The sequence below is a fragment of the Nocardia arthritidis genome (genome assembly GCF_011801145.1).
In the GTDB taxonomy this organism is placed as follows: domain Bacteria; phylum Actinomycetota; class Actinomycetes; order Mycobacteriales; family Mycobacteriaceae; genus Nocardia; species Nocardia arthritidis_A.
In genome coordinates this window covers 6,246,929-6,269,461 of sequence record NZ_CP046172.1, presented here as the reverse complement: position 1 = coordinate 6,269,461, position 22,533 = coordinate 6,246,929, and the positions used below count along the sequence as shown (strand labels likewise).

24 protein-coding genes are annotated in these 22,533 nt (G+C 67.5%); 15 read left to right on the top strand and 9 right to left on the bottom strand.

Translation table 11 applies throughout. From position 1 onward, the window contains the following. The first annotated feature begins 252 nt into the window (after nucleotides 1-252). Complete coding sequence (locus F5544_RS28225) at nucleotides 253-804, top strand: DUF4334 domain-containing protein (RefSeq protein WP_167475991.1); 552 nt, start codon at nucleotides 253-255, stop codon at nucleotides 802-804. 149 nt (nucleotides 805-953) lie between these two features. After that, complete coding sequence (locus tag F5544_RS28220; protein ID WP_167475990.1) at nucleotides 954-2,186, top strand: FAD-dependent oxidoreductase; 1,233 nt, start codon at nucleotides 954-956, stop codon at nucleotides 2,184-2,186. On the opposite strand, the gene F5544_RS28215 is transcribed toward F5544_RS28220, so the two are convergent. From F5544_RS28215 to F5544_RS28205, 3 genes are all read right to left on the bottom strand, one after another. Then, nucleotides 2,145-3,344, bottom strand: coding sequence for a serpin family protein (locus F5544_RS28215; RefSeq protein ID WP_167475989.1), 1,200 nt, complete (start codon nucleotides 3,342-3,344; stop codon nucleotides 2,145-2,147). The two genes, F5544_RS28220 and F5544_RS28215, sit on opposite strands and share 42 nt — an antisense overlap. Nucleotides 3,345-3,432: 88 nt before the next feature. Continuing rightward, complete coding sequence (locus F5544_RS28210) at nucleotides 3,433-4,509, bottom strand: mechanosensitive ion channel family protein (RefSeq protein WP_167475988.1); 1,077 nt, start codon at nucleotides 4,507-4,509, stop codon at nucleotides 3,433-3,435. 99 nt (nucleotides 4,510-4,608) lie between these two features. Then, entirely contained in the window at nucleotides 4,609-5,577 is a 969-nt protein-coding gene (locus F5544_RS28205) for a quinone oxidoreductase family protein (protein ID WP_238846709.1), read from the bottom strand. 100 nt (nucleotides 5,578-5,677) lie between these two features. Between F5544_RS28205 and F5544_RS28200 the strand changes: the two genes are divergently transcribed. Next, complete coding sequence (locus tag F5544_RS28200; RefSeq protein WP_167475987.1) at nucleotides 5,678-6,244, top strand: TetR/AcrR family transcriptional regulator; 567 nt, start codon at nucleotides 5,678-5,680, stop codon at nucleotides 6,242-6,244. Nucleotides 6,245-6,271: 27 nt separating this feature from the next. Here the strand turns inward: F5544_RS28200 and F5544_RS28195 are convergent, their stop codons facing one another. The 5 genes from F5544_RS28195 to F5544_RS28175 all read right to left on the bottom strand — a co-directional run bounded on the left by F5544_RS28195 (nucleotide 6,272) and on the right by F5544_RS28175 (nucleotide 9,630). After that, nucleotides 6,272-6,601, bottom strand: a complete 330-nt coding sequence (locus F5544_RS28195) for a type VII secretion target (protein WP_167475986.1) — start codon at nucleotides 6,599-6,601, stop codon at nucleotides 6,272-6,274. Nucleotides 6,602-6,652: 51 nt separating this feature from the next. Then, nucleotides 6,653-7,000: a hydantoinase B/oxoprolinase family protein gene (locus tag F5544_RS28190; RefSeq protein ID WP_167475985.1), complete on the bottom strand. Its 348-nt coding sequence runs from the start codon at nucleotides 6,998-7,000 to the stop codon at nucleotides 6,653-6,655. Between the two features lie 17 nt (nucleotides 7,001-7,017). Further along, nucleotides 7,018-7,731, bottom strand: a complete 714-nt coding sequence (locus tag F5544_RS28185; RefSeq protein ID WP_167475984.1) for an HD domain-containing protein — start codon at nucleotides 7,729-7,731, stop codon at nucleotides 7,018-7,020. A gap of 77 nt (nucleotides 7,732-7,808) precedes the next feature. Continuing rightward, nucleotides 7,809-8,909, bottom strand: coding sequence for a mechanosensitive ion channel family protein (locus F5544_RS28180; RefSeq protein ID WP_203217365.1), 1,101 nt, complete (start codon nucleotides 8,907-8,909; stop codon nucleotides 7,809-7,811). A gap of 94 nt (nucleotides 8,910-9,003) precedes the next feature. Next, complete coding sequence (locus F5544_RS28175; protein WP_167475982.1) at nucleotides 9,004-9,630, bottom strand: alpha-ketoglutarate-dependent dioxygenase AlkB; 627 nt, start codon at nucleotides 9,628-9,630, stop codon at nucleotides 9,004-9,006. A gap of 114 nt (nucleotides 9,631-9,744) precedes the next feature. Here F5544_RS28175 and F5544_RS28170 point away from each other — a divergent pair, with 114 nt between their 5' ends. From F5544_RS28170 to F5544_RS28160, 3 genes are read left to right on the top strand one after another with little or no spacing between them, the layout of a single operon-like run. Then, entirely contained in the window at nucleotides 9,745-9,960 is a 216-nt protein-coding gene (locus F5544_RS28170; protein WP_167475981.1) for a type II toxin-antitoxin system VapB family antitoxin, read from the top strand. Next, on the top strand, nucleotides 9,957-10,370 hold the full coding sequence (locus F5544_RS28165) for a PIN domain-containing protein (protein ID WP_167475980.1): 414 nt from the start codon (nucleotides 9,957-9,959) through the stop codon (nucleotides 10,368-10,370). Before F5544_RS28170 ends, F5544_RS28165 begins: the two co-directional genes overlap by 4 nt. Nucleotides 10,371-10,427: 57 nt before the next feature. Next, nucleotides 10,428-11,009, top strand: coding sequence for a GNAT family N-acetyltransferase (locus tag F5544_RS28160; protein WP_167475979.1), 582 nt, complete (start codon nucleotides 10,428-10,430; stop codon nucleotides 11,007-11,009). Between the two features lie 4 nt (nucleotides 11,010-11,013). Here F5544_RS28160 and F5544_RS28155 read toward each other — a convergent pair whose 3' ends face one another. Continuing rightward, nucleotides 11,014-11,568, bottom strand: a complete 555-nt coding sequence (locus tag F5544_RS28155) for a TetR/AcrR family transcriptional regulator (protein ID WP_167475978.1) — start codon at nucleotides 11,566-11,568, stop codon at nucleotides 11,014-11,016. 106 nt (nucleotides 11,569-11,674) lie between these two features. On the opposite strand from F5544_RS28155, the gene F5544_RS28150 reads away from it, so the two are divergent. The 9 genes from F5544_RS28150 to mihF all read left to right on the top strand — a co-directional run bounded on the left by F5544_RS28150 (nucleotide 11,675) and on the right by mihF (nucleotide 22,531). Continuing rightward, entirely contained in the window at nucleotides 11,675-12,526 is an 852-nt protein-coding gene (locus F5544_RS28150) for an SAM-dependent methyltransferase (RefSeq protein WP_238846707.1), read from the top strand. 169 nt (nucleotides 12,527-12,695) lie between these two features. Then, nucleotides 12,696-13,331, top strand: a complete 636-nt coding sequence (gene pyrR, locus F5544_RS28145; RefSeq protein ID WP_238846706.1) for a bifunctional pyr operon transcriptional regulator/uracil phosphoribosyltransferase PyrR — start codon at nucleotides 12,696-12,698, stop codon at nucleotides 13,329-13,331. Further along, nucleotides 13,328-14,287, top strand: coding sequence for an aspartate carbamoyltransferase catalytic subunit (locus F5544_RS28140; RefSeq protein ID WP_167475977.1), 960 nt, complete (start codon nucleotides 13,328-13,330; stop codon nucleotides 14,285-14,287). Before pyrR ends, F5544_RS28140 begins: the two co-directional genes overlap by 4 nt. A 36-nt stretch (nucleotides 14,288-14,323) precedes the next feature. Continuing rightward, nucleotides 14,324-15,640 (top strand): dihydroorotase, encoded by a 1,317-nt coding sequence (locus F5544_RS28135; RefSeq protein WP_167475976.1) that lies wholly within the window; start codon nucleotides 14,324-14,326, stop codon nucleotides 15,638-15,640. Beyond that, nucleotides 15,641-16,159 (top strand): transporter, encoded by a 519-nt coding sequence (locus tag F5544_RS28130; protein WP_167475975.1) that lies wholly within the window; start codon nucleotides 15,641-15,643, stop codon nucleotides 16,157-16,159. It abuts the gene before it with no gap. Beyond that, the gene (carA, locus tag F5544_RS28125) at nucleotides 16,156-17,268 is read left to right on the top strand and encodes a glutamine-hydrolyzing carbamoyl-phosphate synthase small subunit (protein WP_167475974.1); all 1,113 of its coding nucleotides are present in this window, start codon (nucleotides 16,156-16,158) and stop codon (nucleotides 17,266-17,268) included. The genes F5544_RS28130 and carA overlap by 4 nt, the downstream gene beginning before the upstream one ends. Further along, entirely contained in the window at nucleotides 17,268-20,612 is a 3,345-nt protein-coding gene (gene carB, locus F5544_RS28120) for a carbamoyl-phosphate synthase large subunit (protein ID WP_167475973.1), read from the top strand. Before carA ends, carB begins: the two co-directional genes overlap by 1 nt. Nucleotides 20,613-20,622: 10 nt before the next feature. Then, complete coding sequence (gene pyrF, locus F5544_RS28115; protein WP_167479527.1) at nucleotides 20,623-21,447, top strand: orotidine-5'-phosphate decarboxylase; 825 nt, start codon at nucleotides 20,623-20,625, stop codon at nucleotides 21,445-21,447. Nucleotides 21,448-22,207: 760 nt separating this feature from the next. Further along, complete coding sequence (gene mihF, locus F5544_RS45800; protein WP_120045143.1) at nucleotides 22,208-22,531, top strand: integration host factor, actinobacterial type; 324 nt, start codon at nucleotides 22,208-22,210, stop codon at nucleotides 22,529-22,531. The last annotated feature ends 2 nt before the right edge of the window (nucleotides 22,532-22,533 follow it).

Here is a 22,533-nt window from a genome sequence, read left to right as displayed (position 1 = left end):
CCGGAAACGAGGCCCGGACCCAGCTACCGGTTGTTTTTCCGTCCGGGCCTCGTCTTCGATACTGGTATCTCAACCCAGGTTGAGGTCAATGCCCGCTAGGGTGAGCTGGGTCACTCGATGCTTTTTGCGAGTGAAATCCGTTGTCCGATAAGTGATCTCGGGCCAATCTAAACTGAGCCGACAGTGTGTCGGCGACGGTGCCGCGAGAGGTAGATAGTGTTTATCTCGCATCGACGCGGCAAGGAGGCTCTCATGGACGGAAAATCAGCGGCGGATGAGCTGAGGGCTTTGCAGGCCGAGGGTTGTGCGACCGAAGTGGCGCAGGCGCTGTTCGATCGGCTGCCCGCGGCGCTCGTCGCCGAGGTGACGAGCGGGCGGTGGAAGGGCGAGGAGTTCGACACCGGGCATCCGTTCGCCGGGGCGCTGGCCGACTCCGGCTGGTACGGCAAGCAATTCGACGGTCCCGAGGACGTGCATCCGCTGCTGTTCGCCGATGAGACCGGCGCGATCTTCGCGGTCGACCCGCGCCGGGTGCCGATGCGGTTGGCCGGCGTGCTGCCCCGGTCCGGGATGCGGCTGGCGCGCAGATCGCTGCGATACCTCGCGCCCGCCCTGCGCACCAGGACGCCGAAGGCCCGGCTGCGCGATATCGAATATCGTGGCACGGTGAGCGTCGCGATGATCTACGACCATCTGCCGGTGATCGACCATTTCCGCAAGGTCGACCCGGATACGCTGCTCGGCATCATGGATATGCGCGGCATGCGCGAGCCGTACTTCTTCGTGCTGCGCCGGGAAATATGATGCTGTCCGGTTTCCGATTCCCGTTGTCGCACAAATAATTTCACTCGTCACGAGGCCGGGGCCCAATTACCATCGATGGCGGGTGCACATCGACGAATACCGAACAGCGGGCGCGGATCACCGCGCGCGCGTCGAGGGAGGACAGTCGAATGGAGCGGACAACCTGCCTGATCGCCGGTGGTGGACCAGCCGGAATCGTGCTCGGACTGCTGCTGGCCAGGGGCGGTGTCGATGTCACCGTGCTGGAGAAGCACAAGGATTTCCTGCGGGATTTCCGCGGCGATACCGTGCACCCCACCACCCTGGATCTGCTCGACGAACTCGGCCTCGGCGCCGAATTCGCGAAATTGCCGCAGCGGCGGGTGGAGACGATTCTGCTGCCGGTCAACGGAGCGCTCGGCACCGCGTTCGAACTGCGGAACCTGCCGGGAAAACACAAATATATCGCGATGGTGCCGCAGTGGGATCTGCTGGATCTGTTGGCGCGCAACGCCGAACAGGAACCGAGTTTCCACCTGCGGATGAATACCGAGGCGACGGACCTGATCCGGGACGACGGCCGCGTCGTCGGCATCGCCTACCGGACATCGAGCGGCGAAACCGGTGAGATCCGAGCCGATTTGACCGTCGCCTGTGACGGTCGCGGTTCGGTGCTGCGGGCCGCGGCGGGGCTGCCGTCGGTCACCTGGACGACGCCGATGGACGTCTGGTGGTTCCGCCTGCCGCGCACCGAGATCGATCCGGCGGGCGCGGTACCGTTCGCCACCGGCGATCGGGCGGGCGTGATGCTGGACCGTGGGGATTACTGGCAGGTCGCGCTGCTCATCGCGAAGGGCACCGACGCGGCGGCGCGGCGGAATCCGGTCGGCGATATCGTGCGCGGTATCGCGAGGGTGGCGCCCTGGCTCGGCGATCGCGTCGACGCGCTGAGCGGCTGGGACGAGGTGAAGCTGCTCGACGTCAAGCTGGACCGGTTGCGGCGCTGGTACACCGATGGCCTGCTCTGCCTCGGTGACGCGGCGCACGCCATGTCGCCGGTCGGCGGCGTCGGCATCAACCTCGCGGTGCAGGACGCGGTCGCCGCCGCGCGGATCCTGGCCGGACCGCTGCGTTCGGGTTCGGTGCGCACCGAGGACCTGGCCCGGGTGCAGCGCCGCCGGATGTACCCGACCGTCGCGACCCAGGCCATGCAGCGCCTATTGCACGACCGGGTGATCGAACCCGCCTTGTACGGCCGGATCAACCTGACCGGTCGCACGACGCTGCCGCCCGCAATCGCCGTACTGCGCCGCATACCGGTGCTGCGCACCGCGCCGCCGTTCGTGGTGGCCCGCGGCTTCTTACCGGAACACGCGCCCGAATTCGCCAGGCGCACCGCCTGATCGGGGCGGCGGCGCCGGGGTGGGGGTGGCCACCCAGCCCGCCGTGACGGCGAGCCCGGACGGCCGATGCACCGCGAGGAAGCCGAACGGCCGGTCGAATTCGACCGAGGCCGCCCGGATCGTGTGCGTCGGCCGGGCCATTCCCGCCAGGACCATGCCCATCGCGGTGACCGCGGCCGATTCGAAGCCCTCCCTGGTGAAGCGCGCCAAGACATCCTGTGCGGCCTGGTTCACCGCGAGCGGGGCGGGGGAGATCCGGGGGAAGTGGCCGCGGGTGGTGTCGGTGGCCGCCCGCAGACCGAAGACTTCGGGCAGTGCGAGCAGGTTGTGGAAGGAGCGAATATCGAAGGACGGCAACCGGATACCGAGTCGATCGTGGCGGTCGGTCGATTCGACGGTGGTCACCTGTAGCCCGGGACCCGTTGTCCCGGGCGGTAATTCGGTGCTCACCGGCACCGCGCCGGTGAGCGCGCCGAGACCGGTCCGCAGCACGGTTCCCGGGTCACCGTCGCCGACCAGCAGGTGAACGTCCAAATCCGCGGTGCCCGTGACGATTACGCGGGTGACCGGGGTCGGCCCGTCGAGTATCGCGGCGGCGTCGATATCGTCGGTCCAGCGATAGAGACCGCTTATCCGCACTCCCTGCCACGGTCCGCGTTCCGGCACCAGCAGGATTTCCTCGAAAGGCTTGCGCCACTTGGTCTTCGCAACCAGTGCGGTGGCCAGCACCAACACCGTTTCCGGCTCCAGCCGCAGCGGGAATTTCTCCATCAGCCCGCCGGTGTGCTGTGCGGCCCAGCTGTCCAGCGCCGCCTGGTCGGTGAGCAGGTCGATCGTGCCCTTCGGCTGCTCGGCGACCCAATCGTCGTGCAGTGGAAGGTCTTTGCGCACCCAGATGCCGAGCGCGCCCGCGATGTCGACGGCGTCGTCGAGTATCTCGATCAGTTGGACCGCTGCGGTCTGTCCGGTATCCGCCGGAATTCCGGCAGCGGCCGCCAATTCGGCGCGGGCCGGGCCGTCCGCCGCCGCGGCGAGCAGCGCCAGCAGCGGCCACACGCCCGCGCCGGAGAGGACGAAGTCCGCCTCGCCCGCGGCCGCGCACCAGCGCGCGGTCAACTCGTTGGCCGCGCCGACCTGTTGTTTCAGCGAAGTGCCCACCAACACAGCCTAATGGGCGCTGTCGACGAAGTCGTCCACAGACCTGCGCATGGCCGGAGCGAATGCGGAGGTACGCCTGATGGGCCGCCTATGAAGCGTTGTCGAAGTCCGGCTCGGAATCCCTGGTGCGGATCGGAAGATCCATATGGTGCTTGGGTACCAGTTCCTCGGTCACGCCGGAACGGTGCAGGGTGACCTTCGACAGGCGGAACCTGCGGTGCAGTTGCCTGATGAAATCGCTGGCGAGCAGGTTGCGGTCCGGATAGCGACGGCTGCGCAACTGCACCTGGAAACCGATGCTGTCGCCGAAGGTGTGGAAGCGCAGCTGCGGATCATGTTCGGGCGCGGCGGTTTCCGAATGGCCGACGATCTCCCGCGCCACCTCCATGGTGATCCGCTCGACATGGTCGAGGTCGTTCTCGCACCCGACGGCGATGTCGACGGTGACCTCGGTATCCGGCGAAGGCCGGCTGTAGTTGGTCAGGATCGCCTCGGCGAACCGGGAATTCGGCACGATCACCAGATTGCCCGGCATTTCCCGGATGGTGGTGTGATGCCAGTCGACATCGTGCAGCCAGCCCTGCTCACCGCTGTCGAGCCGGACGAAATCGCCCGGCTGGGCCATCTTCGTGGCCAGAATGTGCATGCCGGCAAAGATATTCGCGAGCGTGTCCTGCAGGGCGAGTGCGATCGCGAGACCGCCGATGCCGAGCGCGCCGAGCAGCGGGGTGATCGAGATGCCCAAGCTGCTCAGGCTGATCAGGATGCCGATCGAGAAGACGGCCACTCTGGTGATGGTGGCGAAAAGGCTGGCCGAACCGCCGATCCCGCTGACCGCCATCACGATCGAGGTGATGATGTCGGCGGCCAGCCGGGCCACCGCGAAGGTGACCGCGATGATCAGCGCCGCGACGAGCGTATTGCGGGCCACATCGGTGGCCACCGGGAGTTTGTTCGGTATCGAAATGGCTATCAGCAGGCCGGTCAACGAGATCAGCGGGACCGACAGATCACGTCCGAGGCGCAGGACGAGCGCCCGGAAGGTTCGGCTGCGCTCCTCGGGTTTGGCACCGAGGCGGTCGAAAACCTTGCGCAGTCCGAACCCCAGCGCGGGGGCAATGATGACGACCGCCGCGGCGGCTCCCCACGTAAGTGGCTGGTTCACGCGAAAATGGTGGCAGCAAAGCGAGGGTCCGGTACGAGTTTTCGCGCTGCGGCGATGTGGTTGTCCTGTTGTCCGCCTTGCGGTTTGCCCAGGGCTGGACTAGGGGCGCAGCACGATGCGGCCGAATTGCGCACGCCGTTCGACGCGGCGGTGGGCCTCGGCGGCGTCGGCCAGCGGCAGCACCGAATCGACGAGCGGGTCGAGCGTTCCGCTCGCCGCACGGGCCAGGATGGCGCCGCGCGCGGCGGCGACGGTCGCCAGCCAGGCCGGGCCCGCACACACCTGCAGGGTGAGGCCGGAACCGAGCAGGTCGGCGACCGACAGGTGCGTCGGTGCGCCGGAAAGCCAACCGTAGCTGAGGATCCGGCCGTGCAGCGGTGTCACGGCGGGCACCAGCTCGTTGGCGCTGGTACCGCCGATCGAATCGAAGACCACGTCGACGGTTGTGTCGCCGAGGATTTCGGGCAATCGCGCGGGCCAGTCCGGATCGGTGTGATCGATCGTCGCGTCCGCGCCGAGTTTCCGTGCCTGGGCGGTCTTTTCGGGGCCGCCCGCGGTGGCGATGACGCGTGCCGCGCCGTACTCCTTGGCGAGCTGGGTGAGGAATGCGCCGACACCCGTTGCGGCGGCCTCGATCAGCACGGTTTCCGTGCCGGTGAGCAGTGCCCGTTCGAGCAGCGCGATGGCCGTCGATCCGCTCATCAGCACGGCCGCGGCGTCGGCCGATGCCAGGCCCTCCGGGATTTCGATGGCGGAAGCCGCAGGGGCGCAGACGAATTCGGCATACGATCCGGCACTCGTCGTCGCGACGGCATAGCGCTTGCCGACCAGTGCCGGGTCGACACCGGCTCCGGTCTCGGTGACGACGCCGACCGCCTGGAATCCGAACACCGCGGGCAGTTCGGCGGCCATGGGGAAGATACCGGCCCGCACCACTGTCTCCGGGTAGAGGACCGGGATCGCTTCGGCCCGAATGACCAGTTCGCCGGGCTCTGGTCGCGGCGTTGGGACGTCCCGGGCGACCAGGACCTCGGGCCCGCCGACTCCGGTCATTACGATTGCTCGCATCAAAACTCCATAAGTTGACTGATGGTCCAGTTGCCTGCTCGACAATATGGACCGTCGGTCAACTTGTCAATGGGGTTGCCGCGCAACGAAAGTAGGTGAGATGCCCCCGAAAGAGCGGGCGGACGCCGCTCGCAACCGCCGAGCCATCCTCGACGCCACCAGGGCGATGCTCATCGAACACGGCGCCGAAGCGGTCACCATGGACCGGGTCGCCGCCGCGGCCGGGGTCGGCAAGGGGACCATCTTCCACCGCTTCGGCAGCCGGGCCGGGCTGCTGCACGAGTTGATCGGCGAACCGGCCGTCGAGCTCATGGCGGCCGTCCGGTCCGGTCCGCCGCCGCTCGGTCCCGGCGCCGCCGCGGGCGATCGCCTGGTGGCCTTCTTCGACGCCTTCACCCGCTTGGTCATCGCCAACGTCGAACTGGTCGTCGCCTATAACGCCATCCCGCCGCATCCGCGCCGCGACGAATTCCACGCCTTCTGGGCCGATCACATCGCCGAATTGCTCCGCGAAGCCCGCCCGGATCTCGACGCCGACACCGTCGGCCAACTGCTGCTATCTATTCTCGGCGGCGAAATGGTCCCCGCGATGGCCCGGGCCGGAAAGACCGAGCCGCTACTTCACGCGGTCCGCGAAATCGTCGAATCCGTGCTACGCGCCCCATGAGTCTCGAATGCCTTGTGGCGCAGGCGGTTAGCGCGCACCATTCGCGTCGACGGATTTCAGGTTCGCCGCGTTGGTCGTATCGACCTGCTCGAAACCCGCCGCGACGGAGCGAAGTTTGCTCGCATCATCGGTGAGGGCCTGCTGCGCGGTTCGCAGCGTCGTGACACCCTCGGACTCGATCGAATCGAGAAATAGCGGCGGCAGGAATGCGCAGAGCTTGCCGAACGCATCGGTCGGCAGTGAAACCGCCTGCGCGGCCTCGACGGCCTGCGACAGCGACCGACCAACCGATTCCACATTCGTCGCATGCGTGCGAATCTTCTCCGGATCGACCGCAACCCCGGATGCGTCACCCATGGTCCACCCCTTCATCTGAATGCGATGCCAGAATACGCAACGCCAGTGCCGTCAACGCTGCTGTCCGGCAGCGAAGATCTCGATGTCGTCCAGCGTGTCCTCGGCCTGCCCGACGGTTTCGGGATTGTCCATCAGTCGGCGCAGCGCCGGGATGACCCGCTCTCTATCGATCACGCGATGGATCCGAGCGATATGGCCCAATGCCGTCGCGGCAATCGCGCGGACATCGATATCCCGGCTCTCCAGTAGTTCGAGCGCCCGTTCGGTCACCCATACGCCGTCCGGATCGTGCAGCGCCGACCGGAGGATCGCCTCGGCGATGAGGTGCGGATCCGACGAGGCCAGTATTGCCTCCGCGTCACCACGGTCGATCGGATCCAGTCTCTGATACGTGCTCACCGGTTTATCCGCATGGACTACCGTGCGCCGAGGATGGCGTCGAAGCGTTCGTCGGCGCGGTCGAGTTGGTCGAGGATGTGTAGTTTCACGTGGTCGGCGAGTGGGGTGTCGGGGCGGTTGACGAGGTCGCGGTAGACGTTGGTGAGTGGGCGATATTTGGTGGCGAGGCGGTGCATCGCCGAACCGGTGGCGTAGAGGATGCCGACGCCGTTGTCGGTGAAGTCGGACAGCTTCACGACGCGTGCCCACGGTGCGCGGGCGAGATTCGCCGCGACGTGCTCGCGGTATTGCACGTGCCGGTCGACGGCCGGGTCCGGCTCCGGATTGGTCACGGCGGCAACGATTTCCGCGACCCGGGTGCCGAAGCGGGTGGACAGTTCGCCGAGCGCGGCGGCGGTGGCCGGGCCGGGGCGGTCGCCCGCCAGCTCGGGGCCGTGATCCTCGACCGCATCGTGCAGCAGGCCGGCCGCGACCACGTCCGGGTCGCGCACCTCGTAGTGGCTGACGATCCGGATGGCAACGCGCAGTAGATGATTCAGGTACGGCTCGCGTCCGTAGCGATCGTCGCGATGCAGTTCGGTCGCGAGATCCAGCGCCGCGGTCGGCCCTTCGGGTTCCGGCAGTTCGGCGATTTCCAGGAGCAGTCGGTCCCGCAGGCCGGATTCGCCGTATACCTCACTGATCGCGTGCAGCGGCATAACCGCAAGTACACCCGCCCCCGGAATGGTCATATCGCCACTGTATCGGTGCCCGAGACGAACAGGTACGCCGGTGTGGCGTCCGTCATGTGCCGTTCAACGGCGCGTCGTCACGGGCTCACCGCCGGGTGGGGTTCCGGATCGATCGGCAGCTCCGCGGCGAGCGCGTCGAACGGAGTCATGGTGTGCCCGTTGGTGAATCCGAGTTCCAGCGTGCGAATGGGGTAGGGAATGACGATCTTCTCCTGCTGGAATCGCTCGTGCAGCCGCTTGATGAACTCACTCACCAGCAGGTACTGATCGGCGAAATGCCTGGTCCACAACACGACTCGGAAATCGATGCTGGATTCGCCGAAGGTGTGGAAGCGTACCCGGGGTTCGGCATGCGCGACGCCGACGTCGAGTTCGCACATCACCTCCCGGCCCACCTCCAGCGCGACCCGCTCCACCTGTTCGAGGTCGCTGCGATAGCTGACCCCGCATTCCACCACCACCGCCATACTCTGTTCGGGCTGGTGATAGTTGGTGAGGATGGCGTCGGCGAATTTGGCGTTCGGCACGATCACGTAATTGCCCGGAATCTCCTTCAAAGTGGTGTTGCGCCAACCGATATCGTGAATCCAGCCGGATTCGCCGGAGTCCAGCCGCACGAAATCGCCGTGCTGCACCATCTTCGAGGCGAGTATGTGGATGCCCGCGAAGAGGTTGGCCAGCGTCGCCTGCAGGGCCAGCGCGACGGCCAAACCGCCGATGCCGAGCGCGCCCAGCAGCGGTGTGATCTGAATTCCCAAGCTGCCCAGCGTGATCAGGATGCCGATGCCGAACACCAGCACCCGGGTCATGGTGGCGAACAGGCTCACCGAACCCTCGGCCCCGGTGACCGCGAGCACCACCGAGGCGATGATGTCGGCGGCGATCCGCGACACCGCGTACGAGATGACGATGATGAGCGCGACGAGCAGCGCGTTGTGCGCGGCGGTCGGCGCGATGGGCAGCGCGCCCGGCAGCGACAGCGCGAACATCAGCCCCACCAGCGCCGCGACCGGGATGGCGAGGTCGTGCGCCAGGCGCAGGCCGAGGGAGCGCAGCGAGCGCGGACCCTCGGTGGTCCGGTGTTCGAGCCGGATGACGAAGCGGCGGAGCGCGATTCCGGCCAGCGGCCCGGCGATGACGAGTGCGGCCGCGATGGCCAGCAGCAGTGGCTTGTTCACGCGCGTGATCCTTCTGACGGGGTCGAGGGAACAGCAGGTGGTGCACCGATAACAAACCAGCAGGTCGGAATTGTACGCCGCGCGGCACGCTCGTTTAACGGACGCCGCGCGGCCGGAACTGGATGCTGATCCGCGGCCCGGCCGGCCTGCGCGTCTTCGGCACCGCATGCTCCCAGGTGCGCTGGCACGAGCCGCCCATCACCAGCAGATCGCCGTGCCCGGCCGGGAACCGCAGGCTGGGGCCGCCGCCGCGCGGCCGCAGCAGCAGGCTGCGCGCCGCGCCGACCGACACGATGGCGACCATGGTGTCGTGTGTCGCGCCCCGCCCCGACGTGTCACCGTGCCATGCGACGCTGTCGCGCCCGTCCCGGTAGTAGCACAGCCCCGCCGTGCGGAACGGTTCGCCGAGCTCGCGCAGATAGTGCGCGCTCAAGGCGTCCCGCGCCGCATCCAACACGGGATCGGGAAGCGTTTCGCCCTCCTCGTAGAAGCACAGCAGCCGCGGCACATCCACCACCCGGTCATACATCGGCCGCCGCTCGGCCTGCCACGGCACCTCGGCCGCGAGCCGATCGAACAGCGCATCGGCCCCCGAAAGCCAACCGGGCAGCAAATCCACCCAGGCGCCCTGGCTCAACTCGGTCCGCCGCAGCCCGTCGAGCGACCCGAGCTCCGCCTCGCCGAACCCGTCGAGCAGCGATCCCTGCAGTGGTGTCGACATGTGTGAAGAGTACATCTCGATCGAACATGTGTGCTAGATTCCCTTTATATATCTGTAGGGGCATTAATGGTATAAAGGGGGTAGATATCATTGTTGTATCAAAGGGGCATGCAAATGGCCGTCACCAGCATAAACATCGACGACGACCTAATTGCTATGGCGCAGCGGCTGAGTGGATTAGGGACCAAGCGTGAGGTCGTGGATGTGGCGCTGCGCGAGTTCGTGCAGCGAATGAAGCAGCGCCAGCTCGCGGATCGAATAGCTGGCGGGCGGCTCACTCCGACACCCGAGCTGTTGGATCCGAGTGTCCGAGAGGCCGCGCGTAAGTGAGGGGCTACCTTATTGACAACAGCGTCTGGAGTCGGGTCGACCGTAGTGCCGCTGTCGCTACTCGGGTGGAACAACTCCTGCGGACCTTCGCCGTGTACACAACGACTCCGTTGATCCTCGAACGGTGCTATTCCGGCAAGGATGCCGCTACATTTCGAGCGCTGCGTGAGGAGATGGACCTGCTCCCTCGGCTGGATCCCGACGCTGAGGTGTCCGAGATCGCGTTGAGTCTGCAGGCGGACCTATGGGCGCACAAGCCGAGATCGGCCGGGGCCTTCGACATACTGATCGCGGCCGTGGCAATTCGGCATGGGCTCACCATCGTGCACTACGACGCGGACTATGAGCATCTGGCGGAGGTTTCCGCTCTTGGCCACGAATGGGTGGTGGCACGGGGGTCGATCGACTAGCTGCACGGAGTCGAAATTGGGTGGACGGGCGGTGCAGCGATCGTCGAGCATCGTCCGGTGCCACAAGCCGAATTACATACCCCGCGCATCGCGCTGGTCCCATTGTCCGACGAACATCTCGAGTACGAGATCGAACTGGATGCCGAGCCGGAGGTGATGCGCTACCTCGGCAGCGGCGAACCGCGGGCGCGCGCGGAGGTCGAGCGGTTGCACGGGCGGCGCATGGCGGCGGCCGAACGGGTGGGAGGACTCGGTTTCTGGGTCGGGTTCGTCGATGGTGATTTCGTGGGGTGGTGGTTGCTCACGCCGCCCGATCGGCCGGATCAGGGACCGGTGGTGGGCCAGGGCGAACTCGGATATCGGCTGTTGCCCCGTTATTGGCGAAAAGGTTTGGCGAGCGAGGGGGCGCGCGAGCTGATCCGGCACGGGTTCGCCGATCTCGGGCTCACCCGGATCTTCGCCGAGACCATGGCGGTGAACGCCGCGTCTCGCGCGACCATGAATTCCGTTGGCCTGGAATATGTTCGAACCTTCGAGCAGCACTGGGAGAAGCCGATTCCCGGATCGGAACACGGCGAGGTCGAGTACGCGATCACCCGCGAACGCTGGCTGGCCTTGCGCGACAAGGTAATCGGGTAGCGCCTCACATTCTGGCGAGTATGTCGTTCGCGATTGCCGCCGCCGCGGCGGCCTGCTCGTCCCGGTCGAGTTCCAGATCGCCCATCATGGTCAGGCTCCAGCTGACGGCCAGCAGCGCCTGTCGCGCGTGGAAGGCGGCGAGTGCGGCGTCATCGGGTTCGGTCATCAGGTCGGCCAGCACGCGGAACTTGTAGCGCAGGCTGGTGCCGAAGCCGAGATCGCGGAAGGCGGGCTGGTTTTCGGCCCAGAAGCGGATCATGTCCCGGCCGAGCCCGTGCATCAGGACCCCGTAGCGCGTCAAGATCCCTTGCGCTCGCTCCCGGCTCGGCGGCTGGGCCTCGGCCCAGGTGACGATCTCATCGATGCCGCGGGTCAACTCGTCGGCCAGGCTCGCGACAATGTCCTCTTTGGTGCGGAAATGGTAGTAGAGCGCGGCTTTGGTGACCCCGAGGCGTTCGGCGATCTCGCGCAGCGAGGTCTTGTCGTAGCCGCGTTCGGCGAACAGTTCCATGGCGACGGCCCGGATGCGTTCGCGGGTATCGCTTCGGCGCGCGTCCATCGATTCCTTCGTTTACTTGACGACCGGCTAGACGGAGCTTAGCGTCGCGACCGACGGCGGTTTACTAGCCGGTCGGCAAGTAAGGAACGATGTGGGGAGTGTTCGCATGACGCAGGCGCGGGGATCTGTACCGATCGACGGTGTCGCGATGACAGCGGTCGGTGTCGCGGTGATCAGGGCGCGGGAGTCGCAGCGGCCGGACCGGCTGTACGACGACCCGCTGGCGCGGACATTCGTCGAGGCCGCGCGCGCCGGTTTCGCCGAAACCGAAGGGGGAGTCGACCGTTGGTCGCGCATCGAGGCGGTCGCCGACGCGTTCTACGCCGGGCGGTCGGTGGCGGTGCGGCTGGTGGACGACGCCGTGCGCGCCGGTATCGAAAGCGGTTGCCGCCAAGTGGTTCTGATCGGCGCCGGACTCGATACCCGAGCCTTCCGGATGCCGTTGCCCGCGGGGACGCGCTGGTTCGAGATCGATCTGCCGGAACTGTTCGCGTTCAAGGAGCCGGTGCTCGCGGCGGCCGGTGCGGTGCCGGGGTGCGTGCGCGCGGTCATCGCGCAGGACCTGCGCGGCGATTGGGCGAAATCCTTGCGGGAGCAGGGTTTCCGGCCGGATGAACCGACGCAGTGGGTCGACGAGGGCGCGATTCCCTATCTGCCGCACGAGGATGCGCTCCGGGTGGTGGCCACCATCACCGAATTGTCCGCGCCCGGTAGCCGTTTCGGCGTCGCTCGATTGAAGGCGGACCTGAACCAACCGCATTATCACGAGCTTGCCGAACTTGTCGGCGGCGACCCGGAGTGGACACCGCACGGCCTCGGCCCGGGCGCCGAGGACTGGTTGCGTGAGCACGGCTGGCGCACCGAATTCCGCGGCTGGGACGAGATGGTCGCCGGACTCGATCGCCCCGCGGCACTGAACGACCCCGATGTCGGCACCGTGCTCGCTATTCGCGAGTAGCGGCAAGGGGAGGACCGCCCGGTCGCCGCGGCCGGGCGATCCCCGTTCGCCGGTGGCCTGCCTCACACCCGGATATCCCTGGTGAAGGCCCTGTTTCGGGCACTGTTACGCTGCAAGCCGTAAGACATCCTTTAACGGACCGTCCCGTGAGGCGGGGAAGGAGGTCGGCATGGCTGTGCCCGAGGAACGGGCCGCCAAGTCCGGCGCTGCCGAGGTATCGCAGCGACACACACCCGAATGGGTGGCGGCGGGGCGGGAGCTGTTGTCGGCTTCCGATGTCGGCCGGACCATCGCGCGCATCGCGCATCAGATCATCGAGAAGACCGCCCTCGATTCGGGTGAACCGGATACCCCGCGGGTGGTGCTGATCGGCATTCCGACCCGCGGCACCACGCTGGCGACGCGGTTGACCGACAAGATCGAGGAGTTCGCCGGCGTCCGCCCGGCCCTCGGCTCGCTCGACATCACCCTCTACCGCGACGATCTGCGCAGCCGTCCACATCGCCCACTCGAACGCACCTCGGTGCCCGAGGGCGGTATCGAGGACGCGCTGGTGGTGCTGGTAGACGACGTCCTCTTCTCCGGGCGCACCGTGCGCTCCGCGCTGGACGGCCTGCGCGATCTCGGCCGCCCGCGCGCGGTACAGCTGGCCGTGCTGATCGACCGCGGCCACCGCGAGCTGCCGATCCGCGCCGACTACGTCGGCAAGAACGTTCCAACCTCACGCTCCGAGGACATCTCGGTGCTGCTCACCGAAACCGATGGCCGCGACGGGGTTTACCTGCACCAGGGGGATGAAGCGTGAGGCATCTCCTGACGGTGACGGATCTGGATCGCGACACCGCCACGCAGCTGCTCGACGAGGCCGAACGCTTCGAACAGGCGCTGCTCGGCCGCGAGGTGAAGAAGCTGCCGACGCTGCGCGGGCGCACCGTGATGACGGTCTTCTACGAGAACTCCACCCGCACCAGGGTTTCGTTCGAGGTGGCGGGCAAGTGGATGAGCGCGGATGTGATCAATGTCAGCGCGAGCAGTTCGTCGGTGTCGAAGGGTGAATCGCTGCGCGATACCGCGCTCACCCTGCACGCGGCGGGCGCGGACGCGCTGATCGTCCGGCATCCGGCCTCCGGCGCGGCACACCAGATCGCCCGCTGGATGGATGCCTGGGCGGTATCCTCCGGCCGCGCAACGGGTCCCGCGATCATCAACGCCGGCGACGGTACGCACGAGCATCCGACGCAGGCGCTGCTCGACGCGCTGACGCTGCGGCAGCGGCTCGGCGATATCGCGGGTAAGCGGGTGGTGATCGTCGGCGACATCCTGCACAGCCGGGTGGCCCGGTCGAACGTCTTCCTGCTGAATACGCTTGGCGCGGAAGTGGTTCTGGTCGCCCCGCGCACGCTGCTGCCGGTCGGCGTAGACGCGTGGCCCGCCCGCGTCTCGCATGCGCTCGACGCCGAATTGCCCGGCGCCGACGCGGTTCTGATGCTGCGGGTGCAGGCGGAGCGGATGAACGGCGGATTCTTCCCGTCGGCCCGTGAGTATTCGGTCAACTACGGGCTGTCCGAGCGCAGGCTCGCGCTGCTCGACGAGCAGGCGGTGGTGCTGCATCCCGGCCCGATGCTGCGCGGCATGGAGATCGCGCACGCGGTCGCCGATTCCTCGAAAGCGGCCATCCTGCAACAGGTTACGAACGGTGTGCATATGCGGATGGCGGTGCTGTTCCGGCTGCTGGTCGGGACGCAGGAGGCGATCGCATGAGCTACGTGAGGTATTCGACCGGAAAGGTGGTGCGGCATGGGTGAAGTGCTGATCAAGGGCGCCCGCCCCTATGGTGAGGAGCCGGTCGACGTTCTGATCCGGGATGGTGTGATCGCGGCGATCGGCGCGGTCGAGGCCGCCGAGGACGCGGAGGTCATCGAGGCCTCCGGGCAGATCCTGCTCCCGGGATTCGTCGACCTGCACACGCATCTGCGCGAACCCGGCCGCGAGGATACCGAGACCATCGAAACCGGCTCCGCCGCGGCGGCATTGGGCGGCTACACGGCGGTTTTCGCGATGGCCAACACCAATCCGGTCGCCGATTCGGTGGTGGTCACCGATCACGTCTGGCGGCGCGGGCAGGAGGTGGGCCTGGTCGACGTGTTCCCGGTCGGTGCGGTCACCGTCGGCCTCGCCGGTAAGCAACTCGCCGAAATGGGCACGATGGCCGCGGGTATCGGCCGGGTGCGGATGTTCTCCGACGACGGCCACTGCGTCTACGACCCGCTGATCATGCGCCGCGCGCTGGAATACGCGAATTCGCTGGGCGTGCTGATCGCTCAGCATGCCGAGGAGCCGCGACTGACCATCGGCGCCGTCGCGCACGAGGGCCCGAATGCCGCCCGCCTCGGGTTGGCGGGTTGGCCGCGGGCCGCCGAGGAGTCGATCGTCGCCCGCGACGCGCTGCTGGCGCGGGACGCCGGTGCGCGGGTGCACATCTGCCACGCCTCCACCGAGGGCACCGTCGAACTGGTGAAATGGGCCAAGGCGCAAGGTATTTCGATCACCGCCGAGGTCACCCCGCACCATCTGCTGCTGGACGATTCGCGCCTGGAGACCTACGACGCGGTGAACAAGGTGAACCCGCCGCTGCGCGAGGCCACCGATGCCGCCGCGCTGCGCCAGGCCCTGGCCGACGGTGTGATCGACTGTGTCGCAACGGATCACGCCCCGCATGCGGAACAGGACAAGTGCTGCGAATTCGCCGCGGCCCGCCCCGGCATGCTCGGGCTGGAGACGGCGCTGTCGATCATCGTGCAGACCATGGTCCAGCCCGGCCTGCTGGACTGGCGCGGGGTGGCCAGGGTGATGAGCGAGCGCCCGGCCGAGATCGTCGGACTCGACGAGCACGGCCGCCCGATCGCGGTGGGCGAACCGGGCAACCTGACGCTGGTCGACCCGGAGGCCACCTGGACCGTCCGTGGGAACGAACTGGCCAGCATCGCGAACAACACGCCGTTCGAGGCGATGACCTTCCCGGCACGGGTGACAGCGACGTTGCTGCGTGGCCGGGTGACCGCCCGCGAGGGCAAGGCGGTCGGGGATCGCAGATGGGACGCAGGAGGTCCGTAAGTGGAAAGAACGCTGTGGGTGCTCGGCCTGCTGCTGCTGTTCGCGCTGTGCCTCTTCCTGATGTACCTGGGGTGGCGCAACCGGGCGCGGCGACAGCTCGATCGCATCGGTGAATTGCCAACGGTGCCAGGCGATCTGGGCGCGCAACTGCTGGAGCCGACCACCGGCCTCTACCTCGGCAGCACCATCGCGCCGAGTTGGCAGGACCGGATCGCCGTCGGTGATCTGGGCTTCCGGGCCACAGCGGAACTCACGCGGTTCGAACGGGGAATTCTGCTCGAACGCGACGGGGCGACGGTGATCTGGATTCCACAGGAATCCATCACGGCCGTGCGCACCGAACGCGGACACGCGGGCAAAGTGATGACGGAAAATGGTGTGCTGGTAATTCGCTGGAAACTGCCGACCGGAACTGAGATCGATACCGGTTTCCGGGGCGACGACAAAACGGTGTATCCGGCCTGGGTCGCGGACCACTCGACGGGTCCGGCCAGCACGACGACGGGAGACGACGAATGACACAGGAAGCCGCCTTGGTGCTGGAGGACGGCCGGGTGTTCCGCGGCACGGCCTTCGGCGCCGTCGGCGAGACACTCGGTGAGGCGGTGTTCTGCACCGCGATGACCGGATATCAGGAAACGCTGACCGATCCCAGCTACCACCGCCAGATCGTGGTGGCCGCGGCCCCGCAGATCGGCAACACCGGCTGGAACGACGAGGACGACGAGTCGCAGAAGATCTGGGTCGCGGGTTACGCGGTGCGCGATCCCGCGCGGCGCGCGTCGAACTGGCGCGCCACCGGCACGCTGCAGGACGAGCTGGAGCGCCAGCACGTCGTCGGGATCGCGGGTATCGACACCCGCGCGCTGGTCCGGCACCTGCGCACCCGCGGTTCGATGAAGGCCGGCATCTTCTCCGGCGCCGCGCTGGCCGATGCCGATGAGTTGCTGGCCCGCGTCAACGGTCAGCCGTCGATGCTCGGCGCCGATCTGGCCGAGGAGGTCAGCACCGACGCGCTCTACACCATCGACCCGAAGGGCGAGCGACGGTTCACCGTCGTCGCGGTGGACCTCGGCATCAAGACCAACACCCCGCGCATGTTCGCCGAGCGCGGTATGCGGGTGCATGTGGTGCCGTCGAACACCACGCTGGACCAGATCATGGAGCTGAAGCCGGACGGCGTCTTTCTCTCCAACGGCCCCGGCGACCCGGCCACCCAGGACGGCGCGGTCGCGCTCACCAAGGGCGTACTGGAAAAGGGTCTGCCGCTGTTCGGCATCTGCTTCGGCAATCAGATCCTCGGCCGCGCCCTCGGTCGCGAGACCTACAAGATGAAGTTCGGCCACCGCGGCATCAACATCCCGGTGGTCGAACACGAGACCGGCCGCATCTCGATCACCGCGCAGAACCACGGGTTCGCGCTGGAGGGCGAGATGGGGGAGCGGTTCGACACCCCGTTCGGCAAGGCCGAGGTGAGCCACGTGTGTGCCAACGACGGCACCGTCGAGGGCGTGCGCCTGGTCGACGGGCGCGCCTTCTCGGTGCAGTACCACCCGGAGGCCGCCGCCGGACCACACGACGCCGCATATCTTTTCGACCGCTTCGCCGGTCTCATGGAGGGAGCCTGATGCCACGCCGCGAAGACCTGAAGCACATCCTCGTCATCGGCTCGGGCCCGATCGTCATCGGACAGGCCTGCGAGTTCGACTACTCCGGCACCCAGGCGTGCCGCGTGCTGCGCGCCGAGGGACTCCGTGTCTCCCTGGTGAATTCGAATCCGGCGACGATCATGACCGACCCGGAGTTCGCGGATTCCACCTACGTGGAACCGATTACGCCGGAATTCGTCGAGAAGGTCATCGAAAAGGAGCGTCCCGACGCGATTCTCGCCACCCTCGGCGGGCAGACCGCGCTGAACACCGCGGTCGCGCTGCACGAGCGCGGCGTGCTGGAGAAGTACAACGTCGAGCTGATCGGCGCCGATTTCGAGGCCATCCAGCGCGGTGAGGACCGGCAGAAGTTCAAGGACATCGTCGCCAAGGTGGGCGGCGAAAGCGCCCGCAGCCGTGTGTGTTTCACCATGGACGAGGTGCGCGAGACGGTCGCCGAACTGGGCTTCCCGGTAGTGGTGCGCCCGTCGTTCACCATGGGCGGCCTCGGCTCCGGCATGGCATACGACCACGACGACCTCGACCGCATCGCGGGCGGCGGCCTCGCCGCATCGCCCACCGCGAACGTCCTGATCGAGGAATCAATCCTGGGCTGGAAGGAATACGAGCTCGAGCTGATGCGTGACGGCCGCGACAACGTCGTGGTGGTCTGCTCGATCGAGAACGTGGACCCGATGGGCGTGCACACCGGTGATTCGGTCACCGTCGCCCCCGCCATGACCCTCACCGACCGGGAATACCAGCGGCTGCGCGATCTCGGCATCGCCATCCTGCGCGAGGTCGGCGTCGACACCGGCGGCTGCAACATCCAGTTCGCGGTGAATCCCGCGGACGGCCGCCTGATCGTCATCGAGATGAACCCGCGTGTCTCGCGTTCGTCCGCATTGGCCTCCAAGGCAACGGGTTTCCCGATCGCCAAGATCGCCGCGAAGCTGGCCATCGGCTACACGCTGGACGAGATCGTCAACGACATCACCAAGGAAACCCCGGCCTGTTTCGAGCCGACGCTGGACTACGTGGTGGTGAAGGCGCCGCGGTTCGCGTTCGAGAAATTCCCGGGCGCCGACCCGACCCTGACCACCACCATGAAGTCGGTCGGCGAGGCGATGTCGCTGGGCCGCAACTTCGCCGAGGCGCTCGGCAAGGTGCTGCGCTCGCTGGAGACCAAGGCCGCGAGCTTCTGGACGCTGTCGGACGGGGCCTGGGCGCCGTCGAATCCCGATGACCCGCAGTCGGTTTCGGCCGCCATCGAGGCGATTCTGGCGGATCTGCGGGTGCCGACCGAGGGCCGTATCTATCAGGTCGAGCGGGCGCTGCGATACGGCGCGAGCATTCCCGACGTCGCCGCCGCCTCGGGTATCGACCCGTGGTTCGTCGCCGAGGTCGCCGGTCTGGTCGAGCTGCGCCGGGAGGTGATCGACGCGCCGGTGCTGGACGAGCCGCTGCTGCGCCGCGCCAAACATCACGGCCTGTCCGACCGCCAGATCGCCGCGCTGCGACCGGAACTCGCCGGCGAGAGCGGGGTGCGGGCGCTGCGGCACCGGCTCGGCGTGCGGCCGGTCTTCAAGACCGTCGACACCTGCGCCGCCGAATTCGAGGCCAAGACCCCGTACCACTATTCGGCCTACGAACTCGACCCCGCCGCGGAATCCGAAGTGGCGGAACAGAAGGAGCGGGCCAAGGTCATCATCCTCGGCTCCGGACCCAACCGGATCGGCCAGGGCATCGAGTTCGACTACTCGTGTGTCCATGCGGCGCAGACGCTTTCGCGCGCCGGATACGAGACGGTGATGGTCAACTGCAACCCGGAGACCGTCTCCACCGACTACGACACCGCCGACCGCCTCTACTTCGAGCCGCTCACCTTCGAGGATGTGCTCGAGGTCTACCACGCGGAATGCGAATCCGGCACCGTCGCGGGCGTTATCGTGCAGCTCGGCGGCCAGACCCCGCTCGGGCTCGCGCAGCGGCTCACCGATGCCGGCGTCCCGGTGGTCGGCACCAGCGCCGCCGCCATCGACCTGGCCGAGGACCGGGGCGAATTCGGTGACGTGCTGGTCGCGGCCGGGCTGCCGGCGCCGAAATACGGCACCGCGACCACTTTCGAGCAGGCCAGGAAGATCGCCGGGAATATCGGTTACCCAGTGCTGGTGCGCCCGTCGTACGTGCTCGGCGGCCGCGGCATGGAGATCGTCTACGACGAAAAGTCCTTGGAGGGCTACATCTCTCGCGCCACCGAGCTGAGCCCGGAACATCCGGTGCTGGTGGACCGGTTCCTGGAGGACGCCATCGAAATCGATGTCGACGCGCTGTGCGACGGCGTCGAGGTCTATCTCGGCGGTGTGATGGAACACATCGAGGAGGCCGGTATCCACTCCGGCGACTCCGCCTGCGCGCTGCCGCCGATCACGTTGGGCCGCAGCGATATCGAGGCCGTCCGCCGCTCGACCGTCGCGCTGGCCAAGGGCATCGGCGTCAAGGGTCTGCTGAACGTGCAGTACGCGCTCAAGGACGACGTCCTCTACGTGCTGGAGGCGAATCCGCGTGCCAGCCGGACGGTTCCGTTCGTGTCCAAGGCCACCGCGGTGCCGCTGGCCAAGGCCGCGGCCCGGATCATGCTGGGCGCCACCATCGCCGAACTCCGCAAGGAGGGCATGCTGCCGGGCGAGGGCGACGGCGGGCACGTCGCCCTCGACGCACCGGTCGCGGTGAAGGAGGCCGTGCTGCCCTTCCACCGGTTCCGCCGCGCGGACGGCACCGGGGTGGATTCGCTGCTCTCCCCGGAGATGAAGTCCACCGGTGAGGTCATGGGCATCGACGCCGATTTCGGCACCGCTTTCGCCAAGAGCCAGTCCGCCGCGTACGGATCGCTGCCCACCGAGGGCACCGTCTTCGTCTCGATCGCGAACCGGGACAAGCGGGCCATGGTGTTCCCGGTGAAGCGGCTGCACGACCTCGGTTTCCGCATCCTGGCCACCGAGGGCACCGCGGAAATGCTGCGCCGCAACGGAATTCCGTGCGAGCGGGTGCGCAAGCACTCCGAGGACGGTCCGGCCGACGAGCCGACCATCGTCGAGCAGATCCGCGACGGCGAGATCGATATGGTCTTCAACACCCCATACGGCAACTCGGGCCCGCGCGTCGACGGTTACGAGATCCGTACCGCCGCTGTCGCCACCAACATCCCGTGCATCACGACGGTGCAGGGCGCGGCCGCCGCGGTGCAGGGCATCGAGGCGACCATCAACGGCGGCATCGGGGTGCGCTCGCTGCAGGAACTGCATTCGGTGCTGCGTGGCTGACGGGGTGGCGGTGCACACGTTCGGCACTCGATTGCGCGGCGCCATGCGGCATTTCGGCCCGCTGTGCGTCGGCATCGACCCGCATCCCGGTCTGCTGCGCGCCTGGGATCTCACCGCGGACGTCGACGGTCTGGAGGCGTTCGCGGAGATCTGCGTCGAGGCCTTCGACGGGCGGGTGGCGCTGATCAAACCGCAGGTGGCCTTCTTCGAGACGTACGGGTCCGGCGGTATCGCGGTGCTGGAGCGCACGATCGGGGTGTTGCGCGGCTCGGGCACCCTGGTGCTCGCCGATGCCAAACGCGGCGATATCGGCTCCACCATGGATGCGTACGCCCGCGCCTGGCTCGGTGACGGGCCGCTCGGCTCCGACGCGTTGACGGTGTCGCCGTACCTCGGATTCGGTTCGCTCGCACCGGCACTCGATCTGGCGGACGCCAACGGGCGCGGGCTGTTCGTGCTCGCCGCCACTTCGAATCCCGAAGGGGCACAGGTGCAGCGGGGGCTGGCCGCGGATGGACACACCATCGCGCAGACCATGGTCGACGCCGCGGCGGCGCACAACGCGGGCCAGGAGTTCGGCTCGGTGGGCGTCGTCGTCGGCGCGACGCTGACCGATGCCCCCGACCTTTCGGCGCTCAACGGCCCGATCCTCATGCCGGGCGTCGGCGCACAGGGCGGCGGCCCGGAGACCATCCGCAGGCTGCTGCCCGAGTCGATGCTGCCCGCGGCCGTGCCGAACGTCTCACGTGAGGTGCTCGCCGCCGGACCGTCGGTTCCGGCATTGCGCGCGAAGGTCGACGAGCTACGCGACCAGTTCGCGTTCCTGCAGAGCTGATCGTCACACCGACCGCAGAACGGGCCCGCGCACACCGCGCGGGCCCGTTCTCGTTCCACGGACATCCCTGAACGCGTGTGCGAAGGCCCGTGTAAGGCCGCTGTGCGCCCCGCTGCGCCGATTTCCGGCCGCACACGTGTTCGGGCGCGGGTCCGTGGCCCGCGTCGGCGCAGCGCGGCGATCCCGGGGCATTCGTCGGCGTCGATTTCCGGACCGGATCGTGCGCCCGGCTGACGTCGAGGTTGTCGAGTTCGGTGGGTGACGCGCCGATTCCAGGCTTTGGGGACGGCCAGGTGGCGCGTCGAATCGGACCGATCGGTGTCCATTTGGCAAACCGCGGGTATCGAATCGCCGAACCGTGTCGAATCACTCCGTGCGCCCTATCGCGGACCTGCCCGGCGGCCGAATGTGGCCCACGACACGCGCATGAGGCGTACGACACGCGGGAAATCCCGAGAAACTTCCATGCCCGATTCGCCATGGGTTGCTGCGGGCGCGCCCGGTCGTGTGGCAACCCTCCCGCTAACTGTCCAGGTGACTGAAAAATCCCTGCTGAGGCGGCATTTCGCGATTTCGGCGGTACTATCGCCGCAGCGATCGGGTCCGTGCGCGGATCCGGCCCACCGCGCCGGTACGCCATGCGGAATCATGCGCTGACCTGGGGGGTGGGTTCGCAATCGGCGGACGTCGTGGGTACGGTCGCTGAGACTGCCGGGTTACCGGCAGGAGTTGATGCAATGAACGATGAGACGGAGGAACCGTGGCCCTTCCCCAGCTGACTGACGAGCAGCGCGCCGCTGCTTTGGAGAAGGCGGCTGCCGCTCGCCGCGCTCGGGCGGAGCTCAAGGAGCGCTTGAAGCGTGGCGGCACCAACCTGAAGCAGGTCCTCACCGACGCCGAGACCGACGAAATCCTCGGCAAGATGAAGGTGTCGGCGCTGCTCGAGGCCCTGCCGAAGGTTGGCAAGGTCAAGGCGGCGGAAATCATGACGGAGCTGGAGATCGCCCCCACCCGGCGGCTGCGGGGTCTCGGCGATCGGCAGCGCAAGGCGCTGCTCAAGCGCTTCGACTTCGACGCCTCCTAACC